The sequence below is a fragment of the Vibrio sp. 1069 genome, assembly GCF_033340555.1.
The window spans coordinates 364,017-378,052 of sequence record NZ_JAWOWP010000002.1 but is presented as its reverse complement, the minus strand read 5'-3'; the positions used below and the strand labels follow the sequence as shown (position 1 = coordinate 378,052).

Annotated in this window: 11 protein-coding genes; 7 read left to right on the top strand and 4 right to left on the bottom strand. The window is 43.8% G+C overall.

Annotated features, from left to right (window positions below):
- Positions 1-221 precede the first annotated feature (221 nt).
- From R7040_RS04750 to R7040_RS04740, 3 genes are read left to right on the top strand one after another with little or no spacing between them, the layout of a single operon-like run.
- Entirely contained in the window at positions 222-977 is a 756-nt protein-coding gene (locus R7040_RS04750; RefSeq protein ID WP_054579603.1) for a 5-oxoprolinase subunit PxpA, read from the top strand.
- Positions 977-1,660, top strand: coding sequence for a 5-oxoprolinase subunit B family protein (locus R7040_RS04745; RefSeq protein ID WP_005386313.1), 684 nt, complete (start codon positions 977-979; stop codon positions 1,658-1,660). The genes R7040_RS04750 and R7040_RS04745 overlap by 1 nt, the downstream gene beginning before the upstream one ends.
- Positions 1,657-2,592 carry a biotin-dependent carboxyltransferase family protein gene (locus R7040_RS04740; RefSeq protein WP_085569034.1) on the top strand — a complete coding sequence of 312 codons (936 nt, stop codon included), beginning with the start codon at positions 1,657-1,659 and terminating at the stop codon, positions 2,590-2,592. The genes R7040_RS04745 and R7040_RS04740 overlap by 4 nt, the downstream gene beginning before the upstream one ends.
- A gap of 28 nt (positions 2,593-2,620) precedes the next feature.
- On the opposite strand, the gene R7040_RS04735 is transcribed toward R7040_RS04740, so the two are convergent.
- The 3 genes from R7040_RS04735 to R7040_RS04725 all read right to left on the bottom strand — a co-directional run bounded on the left by R7040_RS04735 (position 2,621) and on the right by R7040_RS04725 (position 7,561).
- Positions 2,621-4,060 carry an FAD-dependent oxidoreductase gene (locus R7040_RS04735; protein WP_213967851.1) on the bottom strand — a complete coding sequence of 480 codons (1,440 nt, stop codon included), beginning with the start codon at positions 4,058-4,060 and terminating at the stop codon, positions 2,621-2,623.
- Between the two features lie 352 nt (positions 4,061-4,412).
- Positions 4,413-6,869, bottom strand: coding sequence for an ABC transporter permease (locus tag R7040_RS04730; RefSeq protein WP_318081093.1), 2,457 nt, complete (start codon positions 6,867-6,869; stop codon positions 4,413-4,415).
- Positions 6,869-7,561, bottom strand: coding sequence for an ABC transporter ATP-binding protein (locus tag R7040_RS04725; protein WP_318081092.1), 693 nt, complete (start codon positions 7,559-7,561; stop codon positions 6,869-6,871). Before R7040_RS04725 ends, R7040_RS04730 begins: the two co-directional genes overlap by 1 nt.
- Here R7040_RS04725 and tesA point away from each other — a divergent pair.
- From tesA to R7040_RS04705, 4 genes are all read left to right on the top strand, one after another.
- Positions 7,560-8,162, top strand: a complete 603-nt coding sequence (gene tesA, locus R7040_RS04720) for a multifunctional acyl-CoA thioesterase I/protease I/lysophospholipase L1 (RefSeq protein ID WP_025767778.1) — start codon at positions 7,560-7,562, stop codon at positions 8,160-8,162. The two genes, R7040_RS04725 and tesA, sit on opposite strands and share 2 nt — an antisense overlap.
- 82 nt (positions 8,163-8,244) lie before the next feature.
- On the top strand, positions 8,245-9,444 hold the full coding sequence (fabV, locus tag R7040_RS04715; protein ID WP_318081091.1) for an enoyl-ACP reductase FabV: 1,200 nt from the start codon (positions 8,245-8,247) through the stop codon (positions 9,442-9,444).
- A gap of 180 nt (positions 9,445-9,624) precedes the next feature.
- Positions 9,625-11,538: a sensor domain-containing phosphodiesterase gene (locus R7040_RS04710; protein ID WP_005376326.1), complete on the top strand. Its 1,914-nt coding sequence runs from the start codon at positions 9,625-9,627 to the stop codon at positions 11,536-11,538.
- A 71-nt stretch (positions 11,539-11,609) separates the two neighbouring features.
- Entirely contained in the window at positions 11,610-13,265 is a 1,656-nt protein-coding gene (locus R7040_RS04705; protein ID WP_064354773.1) for an ABC-ATPase domain-containing protein, read from the top strand.
- Between the two features lie 79 nt (positions 13,266-13,344).
- On the opposite strand, the gene R7040_RS04700 is transcribed toward R7040_RS04705, so the two are convergent.
- Positions 13,345-13,965 carry a DNA-J related domain-containing protein gene (locus R7040_RS04700; RefSeq protein ID WP_005376328.1) on the bottom strand — a complete coding sequence of 207 codons (621 nt, stop codon included), beginning with the start codon at positions 13,963-13,965 and terminating at the stop codon, positions 13,345-13,347.
- Positions 13,966-14,036: the final 71 nt, after the last annotated feature.

Genomic DNA, 14,036 nt, shown 5'->3' with positions numbered 1-14,036 from the left:
AATAACCTTAAATTCTCAAAAATTGGATGGAAAAGAAACGAAATACCTTAAAATTCGGATCAACTCAAATAACGGCAACATCTTTATGGACTAACGTGATCTTTTTCGTCAGCTATCTGCTCAAAAAGCTTCGTTTTCATGATAGAAGAATGAAGTGAGTCACTGAACCTAGATGCATTTTCCTGCATCGTAAACCCATTGCTTGTGTAGAAATAAAACGTATGACATTGAATAAACAGCAACTTACATTGAACTGTGATATGGGCGAGAGCTTTGGCTCTTGGAGTATGGGCGCAGATGAAGACGTGATGCCCCATGTTGATATGGCGAACATCGCGTGTGGTTTTCATGCCTCCGACCCTAATGTCATGCACGACACTATCACCCTAGCGAATGACAACGATGTTGATATTGGCGCACATCCAGGTTACGCCGACCTACAAGGCTTTGGCAGACGAAGCATAAGCATGACGGGTGATGAAATTACGAACATGGTTATATATCAGGTTGGTGCTTTACAAGCATTATGCCGGGCGCAATACACAGACATCAGTTACATAAAACCTCATGGCGCTCTATACAACGACATGATGAAAAGTGATGCGATATTTAGAGCGGTAGTAAAGGCGGCAGCACTGTTCAAAGTACCGTTAATGATCCTAGCTTCACAGGAAAACGAAAAATACTTAGAAATCGCAGACGATTATGATGTTCCCTTGCTATTTGAAGCATTTGCAGATCGTTTATACCAAGATGACGGCTTACTGACTCCTAGAACACAGCACAATGCCGTGTTAAAAAGCGAGCACGCGATACTTGAGCAAGTCCGGACCTTAGCTGACTCAGGGCGTGTCAAAACCGCTTCAGGCGGTTACATATTATTGGAAGCCGACACAATTTGTGTTCATGGTGACAATGAAGAGTCGATCGCGCTGATCCAAAAGATCCGCCAAAGCCTATACGCTGGAGGAAATTAATGCATAAAGAGAAATTTAATATCTCTTTGATCTCCGAGTGCAGTATTTTCATTAAGTTTGATGAGAGTATTTCTGAAAATGCAGTCGGAGAGCTTGCTCGCAGCATAAGAGAAACTTTCGCTTCAATTGTTATGAACGTTGTCCCCTCCTATCAAACTATTCTCATTGATTACTTACCTTTTCGAATCAACGAAAAGAACTTAGTCAATGAGCTGCAACAAATCGTGAGCCAGTTTGATACTCAATCACTTAAGCTTTCCCAGCCGAATCACATTACTATCCCTGTATATTACTCTGAAGAAACCGCGTTAGATCTATCTCGTTTTCAAAAGCGAGGTCTGTCATTAGACGATCTTATTACCCTGCATACGAAAACCGAGTACGCGGTTTCTGCAATTGGCTTTGCTCCAGGCTTTGCATTTCTCTCTGACGTTGATACTCAATTGCACATGGCAAGGCTTGCCACACCAAGAACTCAAGTGCCGGCCGGAAGTGTAGGAATCGCAGACTCTAAAACGGCCGTCTATCCATCAGATAGTCCTGGCGGATGGAACATTATTGGTAAAAGCCCGCTTGCGCTCTTCTCCGACTCTCCTCCTTTTATACCGTTTGAAGTGGGTGACAAGGTCACCTTTAATGCTATTTCAAAACAAGAGTTTATCGATTTAGGAGGCGTACTATGAGTTACGGTGGATTACTGGTGGAAAAGCCAGGACCGCTCTCTTTAGTTCAAGACTTTGGTCGTTTTGGCTTAGCGCATGTCGGTGTGACTCAAGGTGGCCCGGTCGACGACTATGCTTACAGTTGGGCCAACCATTTGCTTGGTAACGTAGTCAATTGCGTTGCAATTGAAATTACTCTGGGTAACGCTTGTTTTATTGCATTGCATAACTGCCACCTTGCTATATGTGGCGGTGATTTAAATGCAAAAATAGATGGTGAACCTATTTCAAATTGGTCTGACTTTACGTTGAAAAAAGGACAGAAGCTTCAGTTCGGAGTCGCAAGGAATGGACTTCGCTCCTACCTAGCGGTTAAAGGTGGGTTCAATGTTGCTCAGCACTTAGGAAGCGCATCGACCGTCTTGCGAGAATCTCTAGGTGGTTATGATTCAAATGGTGGCGCTTTGAAAGCTGGCGATATTCTTCCCTTTGTCCCTCATAACTTACCGAAACGTAAGCCAAGGCAAATGACGTTTCGCTTTAAGCCAGATTACAACTTACCCATTAAGTTGAGAGTGATTGAAGGCTATCAGAACGAGGACTTTGATGAAGACGCTCGCCAAGCATTTTACAACAAAGCATTCATCATCTCCCCCAATTCGAATCGCATGGGCTACCGTCTTGAGGGCAATAACATTCGTCCACCTTACGAAGGCGTACTATCAGAGGGAATTGCGTTAGGTTCAATTCAAATACCTAGCGATGGTAACCCTATTGTGCTGCTCAACGATCACCAGACTATTGGCGGGTATCCTAAATTTGGCTGCGTAGCTCGTATTGATTTACCTAGACTGGCACAGGCGAAACCCGGACAAAAAGTCAATTTTGTTAAAGGAGACAGACTAGGCTTGCAAGAAGTATGGTGCCAATGGGCTCAGTTTTTTGGGTATTAATACAACCACTGAGCCCAAACACAGCCGATTATGCAGGCATACCATAACGCACTGCTAAAGCTTGAGGATAGCCTCGCTCTTGAGTGAGTTTAATCGCGTACTGCTCGACCTCTTTTTCAGACCACTTTACAGCGACCGGATGCTGTGTTTCCACATTTTGGTTAGGATCGATGTCAAACCAGAATTGAAGCATTTTTTGCGCTGCGAGTAGTGTCGATGACGCTTTTACCACCTCTATTCTCGCGTAGTGGTTATCTTCAAAAGTCACATCTGCCGCTCTGAGTACTGGATCTGTTCCGGGAATTTGCTGAGCGCCAAATAATGCTTTTCCTCCTTTTACAGCAGAGTGATAGTCGGGAATAAACTGCGCCATGTGTTTGATGGCGTTGTTCGTTCGCTCTTCTAACACTTCTTCTCTCCAGCCGTAACGGATCTTCGAGAGTAAAGGCATAGGCAGTTCAGGTTGAGCAGATGAGTTCGTGCTCTCCACTAAACCATCTTCAAACAGCGTGATTCCTTTTGTCATACCATGAAGTTGAAAGTAACCATCGCCATAAGGCGTCAATTGAGCCATTCCTTTATCGGTTCCACGCGGGCCATGAAAAATAACTTCTGGCCATTGTTGTTGACAGTCTGCCCACCTCGTAACGTAAGCGGCTTTAAACTCCACCAACCTGTCTCGCTTGGCACCAACTGTGTTGTCAATTGAGCCTGTTTCAAAGCCACACGCGTTAACCAAGTAGTCGCATGTCATCAGGTAATCGATACCTTCACGTTCATAGCCAAGTTGCCAGTGTTCCCCCATCCAATCGGCTTGCTTAAACGTTGCTTGTGTGAAGACCGAAGCATTAGGAAGCGTATCTAGTGTTAAGTTGGCAATTGCGGCGAGGCGAAAAACACTCCAACCATATTCTTGAACTGCGACAACAGGATACTTTAGCGCTTCAAGATCAGCATGTTGAGCAAAAGGAATGCACCACTCATCGAAGTTTGTAGGATGACTTGGTTGAGTACGTTGCGCGAGAGCTTCTAGCTCCGCTTTTGAATACAGTTTGTAGTATTCGCTTGGCTCGCCGAGCACTTTATTACTCTCATCTTTATCAACGAGCGTCTGATAAGCACTTTTCACAACCTCTAATCGCGAAATTAGTGTGGATGGGTCTCCACCATCGGAATGAGGAACCGCGATGATTGTCGGACGAATATTCAGTGAAAGCGGATACAGGCGAACAGTATCAATAGATTGTGCTAACAAGTCTAAGCACTGTTGCTCGGAAATCTCTCGATATAAATTACCACCAGCATGCAAATGACAAATGGGTGGACCATTTACTAGTGATACGCCCTTCTCTATTACGGAAACTTTAAAACCCAGCTCCGCAAAATGAATTGCTGCTGTTGCACCCGCTACACCGCCACCAACAACAGCGATATGCTTATCTTTATAACTTGGAAACTCAGACTTCATTGCTTCACTAAAAATTTTATAAGGAAAATTCTTTACTAACGGTGGATTCTACTCGTGTTTGGACTTGATTAAAATCACAAAAAGTTCATGGGTTTGCGAAATATCCAACAGCGCCAGTAAAGTGCATTAAAGTAGAAAAAATTTGCGAAAAAGTACTTGACGACATGGTTAAGAAGACACTTTTTTGTGTCTATGTGAATAAGAATTTCACTGTAAGACCCATGGCGCAAAGCCTGCAGAAACACCCCACTTTTTACCCCATTTAGTTATCCCAAAAGTTATCCACTGTTTTTGTGGATAACTAAAATAAAAGTGTCATGGAGTGTTCCAAACTTGATAACACTCGCTGCGATTAAGTGTTTACTGGCGTTAACAATCTTTTCAACAAACTCATCACTACAAGTGCCAACGTAACAAATGTTGCAAGCGGTAAAGCTATCCACAATTCGGGGTGAATTTGTGCATTGAGATCGAATCCATATGTCATGACTGCGGCCACACAAACTTCCGCAGCGAATACCGCAACACCACTAGCAATCAACGCCATAATTCCGTACTCGGCCCACAGGGTTGTGTTGATCCGTTTCTTACTTGAACCTAATGTGCGATACAAACGAATCTCTTGTTGACGTTGGGACAAGCTTAACCTCAGTAGAGTAAAGATGAGCAGCAGACCAGCAACAACGCCTAAAAGAGCAAGGATGGTGATTGCTGATACGATTTGCTGAATCAAAGCCTGAATTTTCTCGCCCATAGTTCGGATATCTAAAACAGAAACCGTTGGGTGAGCACGTGACATTGACGTCAACAACGCTTCATTTCCTTCTTCAATCCTATAACTGATGAGGTAAGAACCAGGTAAATTAGCCATCACGTCAGATGAGAAAATAAAATAAAAGTTAGGCTTCATGTCACGCCATTCGACATAACGGATGGTATCTACTACTGCATCGTAATTCTGACTGTTTATTACAAAGCGCAGCGTATCACCGAGTTTGATGCCTAAGTCATTTGCTACATCCGCTTCTACAGATACACTCCCTTTGTTTGTCCATTCACCCGAAAGCACATCATTATATTCTGGTAGGCTATCCCCCCATGTCAGGTTTAGCTCTCGACGTATCGCGTCAGAACCTTCTCCTTCGTACTCAACCTCTTTGACGTTTTGACCGTTGATCTCTGTTAGTCGTCCACGAATTATTGGATAAGCTTGTGACCGCGTAACTCCATTTTTATCTAGGGTTTCTAGGTAGTTATCGAGTTCATAATCACCAATGTTCAAAGCGAACACATTTGGCGCGTCTGCAGGTAAGGTTCTCTCCCAATCAGCGAGAATATCGCTGCGCACAAGCCAAATGATAGACAGCAACATCAAAGATAATGCCAAAGCACCAAACTGTAGGCCGCTGGTTACTGGCGTCCGGTTGATACGACTCAACGCAAGCTTCATTGCAGGATGGGTTGACACACGTGCAAACAGCTTTGTGAGTGTGACGCTAACTGCTGCGAGTACCACAAACAGTACCGCTATACCAGTGAGCACGATCCAAACTAAGGTGTTATCTGCATACAGTAAAAGCAGTGGAACAACGGGAACTAGAACAAGTAACATTCGCTTCCAAGAACGTTGCGCTTTACCCTGCTCTAGCACTTCTAACGCGGGAGTTTTAATCAAGCCTAACAATGGTATACCGAGAGCAGGCACCGTAATCAAGACTGCTGAGATAAATGCCACCAAAAATGGTGTGACACCGTAACCAGGGAGTGGCTCGGGTAATAAGTCTTTGAGTGGAATGCGTAATAAATACTCCAACCCGCTCCCTAGCAGTAGGCCGACGACACTGGCACTAATGAGAAGGATTGTGACTTGAATAAATAACCACTTTTCAATCCATCGGCGGCTCGCACCAAGACTTTTCAACATCGCGATAGTTTGTGTCCGGCTGTTCACGTAATTTTGACAAGTAAGAACCAATGTTGTCGCCGCCATAATGATGACAATCGCTACGGTCAACGACAGATACTGCGTCGTGCGTTCAAAAACCTCATTACTACGACTGGCAGTATCTTGCGTGCGCCAGCGATCGCTCGGAGAAAGCTGCGTATCATCTTGCAAGCTCTTTAGTGTTTTGTCATCGGCTTGTAAAAACAGACGGTATTGAACTCGGCTCCCAACTTGAATTGCTCCTGTTTTATCTACGTCACTTTGATGAATGTATGCAGAAGGCATTTGCTGAAATGGATTAAAGCTCAAGCCTGGTTCCATCAATACTGCGCCTGATACAGTAAACTCGGCATCGCCTATCGTGACGCTGTCACCTGATTTTACGTTTAGTTGAGTCATAATCCGCTCATCAAGCCAGAGTTGGTTCTCTTTAACGCGACCGGCTGGATTATTTTCAAGAACGAGCTCTCCCATTAAAGGGTAATTATCATCCACCGCCCTTACAGAAATAAGCTGCATACCATTATCGCTAAATGCCATAGTGGCAAAGCGTGTCATCGTCGAACGTTCAAGGCTTTCAGTCGAGGCTAACAACATGTCCGGAATGGGATTAGCAGACACAAACACCGCATCTGCCGTTAATGCGTCCTTCCCCTGCTTGACGATCACCTGCTCCATTCGTTCTGCTAATGCAGAAAGCGCAAAGATACTCGCAATCACGAGAATAAGAGCAACGCTAATAGGCCAAAGATTCCCCTGCCTTATTTCGCCGAAACTCCAGCGTATCAAACTTTTATTCGGCGAGTGCTGTGTTGTACTGTTTTGCTCTGTGGATGTTGCTTCACTTGATGATACTGCAGACATTACATCTCCTCCTTAAGCTCACCCGCCTCCATACGATAAATACGGTCACATCGGCTTGCTAGATGACCATCGTGTGTTACTAAAATCAGAGTTGTCCCGTGCTGTTCATTAAGATCAAATAGCAGCTCAATCACTTTGTCTGCGGTTTGATGGTCAAGATTGCCGGTAGGCTCGTCTGCGAACAACAGCTCAGGCTGTGTCATAAATGCACGCGCTAGCGCAACTCGCTGTTGTTCACCACCAGATAACTGGCTTGGTAGATGGTCGACTCGTTTTTCCAATCCAACAGCAGATAATAATTCCGCTGCTCTTGCTTCATCTTCGGCTTCACCACGTAAAAGACAAGGAAGCGTGACATTACGTAATGCACTCAAACTCGGGATTAACAAGAAACTTTGGAAAACGAAACCTAAAGAGTCAGCCCGAATTTTCGCACGTGCTTCATCGTCCAGTTTTGATAATTCATGACCTAATAAAGTAATTTCGCCTGATGTCGGCGTATCAAGACCAGCTAGCAACGTCATCAATGTTGACTTACCTGCACCGGAAGTTCCGACGATGGCGATTTTTTCTCCTTTTCGGATGTCAACATTTACGTCTTTGAGGATTGTTAATTGTTCTTGATTAGTAGAGACTTGTTTAGAAACCAAATTGGCTTGAACAATAGGTGCATTAAGTACAGGTGTTTGCATGATTCGTATACTTTCCTTAGTTCTATTTTTTTGTTTTTCCGCTACTGCACATGCGAGCGAAAAGCTACTTGTCTTGGGTGATAGCTTGAGTGCAGGCTATCAGATGCCGATCGAAGAGAGTTGGCCTAGCTTACTCCCTGATGCGTTGTCAGAACATGGTCAAGATGTAACAGTTATTAATGCCAGCATTTCTGGCGATACAACCGGCAATGGCTTAGCACGGTTACCTCAGTTGCTAGCTCAGCATAGCCCTGACATGGTACTTATTGAGTTAGGTGCCAACGATGGCCTAAGAGGTTTCCCTCCTAAACTTATTACGTCGAATCTTTCAAAAATGATTACCATGATAAAAGATTCTGGTGCGGACGTTGTCATGATGCAAATTCGGGTTCCACCTAATTATGGTAAGCGCTATAGCGATATGTTTTACGATATCTACCCTAAGCTTGCACAGCATCAACAAGTTGCCTTGATGCCATTCTTCTTAGAGCATGTTGTCACCAAACCAGAATGGATGATGGATGATGGCCTTCACCCAAAACCAGATGCACAACCTTGGATCGCTGATTTCGTTGCTCAAGAATTAATTAAACATCTCTAATTTTAATGGTCTAGCTCAATAAGTTTTACGTAACTTTACGTTAATCTATTTTCAATTCCACTCATCGAGGATAGATAACAACATGCGAATAGAACCGTTAATTCAAGGTGTTGTTGCTCGCTCTGCGCACCCCAAAGGGTGTCATGCATCTATTAAAGAGCAAATTGAATACGTAAAGCACGCCCCACAGATCAAAAAAGGCCCAAAACGGGTTTTGATTATTGGTGCCTCCTCTGGTTTCGGCCTAGCGGCACGAATAGCCCTAACGTTCGGTGGCGCTAACGCCGATACCATTGGCGTCTCATTTGAGCGTGGCCCTTCAGAGAAAGGGGGTGGGAGTGCGGGTTGGTATAACAACGTCTTTTTTAAGCAAGAAGCAAATCAAGCCGGGCGTACCGCAATAAATATTGTTGGCGATGCATTCTCTGGTTCGGTGCGCAATCAAGTGATTGAAGCCATTGAAACGTACTTTGAGGGTGAAGTTGACTTAGTCATCTATAGCTTGGCAACCGGTGTTCGACCTAAACCTGAATCTGATGAGTTTTGGCGCAGTGTCATTAAACCTATTGGTGAACCTGTCACTGGCGCTTCTATCATGCTCGAGAACGATAAGTGGATAGAAACCACCTTAACGCCTGCAACAGAAGAGGAAGCCAATGCCACCATTAAAGTAATGGGCGGCGAAGACTGGGAAAGCTGGATTGACACACTCATCAATAACGACTCTATCGCAAACGGCTGCAAAACCATCGCCTTTTCTTACATGGGCCCTGACATTACGCACCCAATTTATCTCGATGGTACGTTAGGTCGAGCGAAAATCGATTTACACCAAACCAGTCATTTATTAAACCTCAAACTCGCCAACTTTGACGGCGGTGCTTACGCAACCGTGTGTAAGGCGTTGGTGACGAAAGCCAGTGTATTCATCCCTGCTCTAAGCCCTTACCTGTTAGCGCTTTATCGAGTGATGAAGGAAAAAGGTACTCACGAACGCTGTATTGAACAAATGCAGCGACTGTTTACTACGAAGTTATACGATCAAGAGAAAGTGCCAGTTGACGGCGAACGCTTGATTCGAATAGATGACTTGGAACTTGAACCGCAAGTTCAACAAGAAGTCCACGCTCTTTTAGAACAGATGAATGCTGAAAACTTTAAAGAGATTGGTGATTACCAAGGTTTTAAAGATGAGTTTATGAAGCTCAATGGCTTTAACTTTGAAGATGTCGACTATTCGCAAGACATTTCTATTGAATCGTTAATGTCGCTTAAGCCTTGATACTTGTTACCTGTTTCAAGGATGAGATATGTGACAACTATTCCTAGTCCTGAACACTTTTCAGGACTTTTTTTTGTTTCGAGCCCTAGCCACCCTATACTTAATTAAAAAGCGAGAACAAAATAGAGCAGTCTGCATTTTTAATTCACAGGAAGTGAAACCACGTAAAGGATGACCTATATGGGGAGATTGCAAACATTAGACTACGAAATCCCTGAGTCTATGCGAAGAAGTTGGCAGGAAATCGTCAACTTACTGGCTCAAATAACACACGTACCTACCACATTAATTATGCGTATCCATCCAGATCGCATAGAAGTAAATACATCTAGCGAAACTCTAGGTAATCCTTATCGTACTGGCGATGCAGAGCTGCTTGGTAACGGTTTGTATTGCGAGCAAGTTATAGAACAGAAAGGCGAGCTTGTAATCCCCAATGCGCTTGAAGATGAAGAATGGCAAAATAACCCAGACATCAAACTAGGCATGATTTCTTATTGCGGCTTACCGCTATTCTGGCCAAATGGGGAGACATTTGGAACAATCTGTATGCTTGACTCTGAGAGAAACGAGTACAACGATAGTTACCGTCAGTTGCTTGAAACTTTCAAAGATTCAATCGAAGCACAGCTTTCAGTTGTGTACCAACAACATAAACTTCAGCGACTTAACACCGAGCTAAAGAGTCGAATTGAAAATCGTACCACGGATTTAGCCCAGTTAAGTTACTCCTTAACACAAGAAATTGATCGCCGTAAAGCCGCGGAAAAACAAGTGAGTTACCAAAAAACACATGATCAGGGAACTGGATTTCTAAATCGCTCTGCACTTGAGAACATTGTCCAATACACCTTACAGTCCCTTGATAGTGATCAGCAATCGCTTGTGGTCATCAACATTGGTTTTAGTAACGCTCGCAGTATTCAGACCAGGCACGGGTTCGAGGTCTTTGACAACATTTTAAAAGAATTTCACTCCAGATTAACCAGACACGGTGCTAGCGGATTTATCACTGGTAGACCAAGTTCGAATGACATGGTTTTATTGATTTGGGGAGAGGATATTGAAGCTCGGTTAAATCAACTATTAGATGATATCACTAAAATTAGCGTAGATGGATTTGTCTTCAACAAAACAGAAATACATTTGCACACGTACATCGGTATAGTTCAAGCTTACAAAGATTGCAGCAATGCTAAGCGTATCCTTCAACATGCATGTTACGCGATGCTTCTATGTAAAGAATCCGGCGAACCTTTTAGTTATTTTAGAGAAAATCATTCGGCGGATCTCAATAGTCACAATGAACTGGAAAGTTACCTTTTACAAGCGGTGCGTAACGACGATTTAGTGTTGTACTTTCAACCTCAAGTAGACTCCAAAACACGTAAATGGATTGGCGCAGAAGCCTTGCTTCGCTGGAGACATCCAATACTTGGCGACGTTTCCAACGAAGCATTGATACATATGGCCGAACAAAACGGGCTTATCTTTGAAGTTGGCTCTTTTGTTCTGCGTACCGCGATAGACAAAGCGAAACAATGGTCTGAGTTAATCGATAACTTCAAAATTGCCGTCAACGTTTCTCCCATTCAATTACAAAACGTAAATTTTGCAGAACAAGTGCAACACCTACTCGACACTTTCCATTTGCCAGCACACTTTCTCGAACTCGAAGTAACCGAGAGCGCTCTAATTGCCGATGAAATAGTAGCACGCACAACGTTAAATAAGTTGCACAAACTAGGTGTGACATTGTCACTTGATGATTTTGGTACAGGATATGCCTCGTTCAGCTATTTAAAGAAATATCCATTTGATGCCATCAAAATTGATAAAAGCTTCGTCCAGCAAATGGAAAAGTCGGACGATGATCGCGCGATAATTTGTTCTATCATACACATTGCGAAAAAACTGGAACTCCAAGTCGTGATCGAAGGCATTGAATCTCCCCAACAAGAGCAGTTTCTCATTGGTGAGGGCTGTGATATCGGACAAGGTTTTCTTTATGGTAAACCTATGCCTTGTAATGAATTTGAGCAAAGTTTGTTTAATCAGCGCCTTTCTGGCGGGCAATACGCCTACTCTTCCTAAGCATTCTCTTTACTATGAGGGCGGTGGTTTCTATAATCGCCGCCCGCTTCTATTAAAAGGCTAATATCTTCATGGATCAGTTGACTGCCACGCTTAAGAAAATTGAAAAGCAGAACTATCGAGCTTATCAGCAAATCAAAGGTCAATACGACTTCACTGATTTCACTTTGTTTATCGATCATGTACAGGGTGACCCTTATGCATCGGCGTCACGTTTTCGTGCGACTCGCGCATGGTCTTTGACTGGTCTTGAGTGGCTAAGAGACGAGTCTCCTGCATTTCAAAGAGCTGCACGTGATTTTATTGCGCGTAGTTTTGAACAGTTTGCTAAACAAGAAAACTCAGTATCAATTTCACTGACAGGCCAAACTGTACTGGATAGCACCGCGGTGTTGTTTACTGAAGAAGGTATTGAACTGCGTTTTCGAGTTAACTTACCAGCCGAAGGTCGTTCAGTATTGGGGAAAAAAGCCAACAACATACTGACTTTCCACCTGCCTAAGTTTATCCGTCGAGCAACTTTAGAGCGTGAACTCGACAAAGCCGCTTTAATTAAGCACTGCCAAGTTGTTGAAGACCAAGATGCCCTGCGAGAACAGTTGGAGGCCAATAACTTAGTCGCGTTTGTCGCAAACGGCAGTATCCTTCCTCGAATTGCAGGTAATTGCGACCTTCCTATGAAAGAAGCCGTTGAGTTTAAAGCCCCTGAATCTCTACAAGTCACTTTACATGCGCCAAACAAGGGCCATGTCACAGGATTAGGAATTCCAAAAGGTATCACACTGATCGTAGGTGGCGGCTTCCACGGTAAATCTACCTTATTAAATGCAATAGAGCGTTCAATTTACGATCATATTCCAGGAGATGGTCGCGAATACATTGTTGCCGATAACAAGGCTATGAAGATTCGTGCCGAAGATGGCCGATGCGTACACCACTTGAACCTGTCGAACTACATCAACCATTTACCAATGGGTAAAGATACGGCGGACTTTTCTACTCAAGACGCATCAGGCTCAACGTCGCAAGCCGCTTGGCTTCAAGAGTCTATTGAAGCCGGTTCAAGCACATTATTGATTGATGAAGATACTTCTGCTACCAACTTCATGATTAGAGATGAGCGTATGCAGGCATTGGTGGCAAAAGGTGATGAGCCAATTACTCCTCTCGTCGACCGCATTGGTCAATTACGAGATGATCTTGATATCTCTACCATTATCGTTATGGGTGGGTCGGGCGACTACTTAGACGTTGCCGATACCGTCATTCAAATGCACGACTACCAAGCCGTTGATGTGACTGAAAAAGCGAAAGAAGTTATCGCTCAGCACCCTACTCAACGCCATAACGAGTCAGAAGAACGTTTACAGACCTTCCCACCTCGAGCACTGAACCGCGTTGCGTTGATGAATATTCTGACTGACGGCAAGTTCCGTGTGAATGCGAAAGGCAAAGAGTCACTTCGATTTGGTAAAGAGTTTACTGATCTTAGCGCTTTGGAACAGATAGAGTCAGCCGATGAAGTCAACACAATTGGCTGGTTATGGTTCCAAATTGCTCAACTTCCAGGTTGGTGTAATCATCCGGCGAAGGAGATTGAAGAAATGCTGTCTGGTGAGTGGCATGCCGCTCTTCCTAAGCAAGGCGACTTAGCCAAACCACGCACACTAGACGTTATGGCTGCCCTCAACCGCATGCGAAAATCTCAGTTTAAGTCATCATGCTAGTTTTGATACGCTGACAGAGACAGTTCAATCAAAAGGCAGCTATAGTTAGCTGCCTTCCTTTATCTTTATTCTTAGCGAATCATTCGTTTCTCAGTACATTCCACGCTTCACAAAGAACTCTAAATCTTTCTGCATCGCCATTTTCTCGATCAGGATGCCAACGAAGCGCGAGTTTTCGCCATTGTTTTCTAATTTCCGCAGGCGTAGCGTCAGTGTTAAGTTCAAATAGTGACAGTGCCTTTGTCTTATCTACGCTGGCTACTGACGAACCACCGATGAACTTTTGATAAGTTGTCCAAAATTCATTCAACAGTCGACGCACTTCATCTTCATCCGCTTCGTAATTGCGCCAATCTAAGTAATACTCACGCAAAGGATCATGAATATCGATCTTATGCCTCAAAGCTTCCATCGAAGACATGAGCTGAATATCCATGGCTTCGACTTGAAGCCAACTATCCGGATACAGAGTGTCTTGCAGTTGATATAATGCATTCATGATCAGGAAATTTCTTTTGAATAAATCCTTATCGGGAGAGTCGTCCAGCTTTGAAATATAACCTTGTTCACCCAACGAGCTTGCCAAGGTGTGCACTTTCCAATTAGAGGGCTGTTTTCTCAGAATTTCTAACATTGGCCAAAGCAGCGGATTTTCTATTGCATGAGGCTCAATACTATTGACAGTACGTTGTCCTTCCATTCATCCTCTCTGACACGAGTTTAGGGCCCCATTCACGGCACAAAAAACATAGTTTCCACTTTGTAGCATAA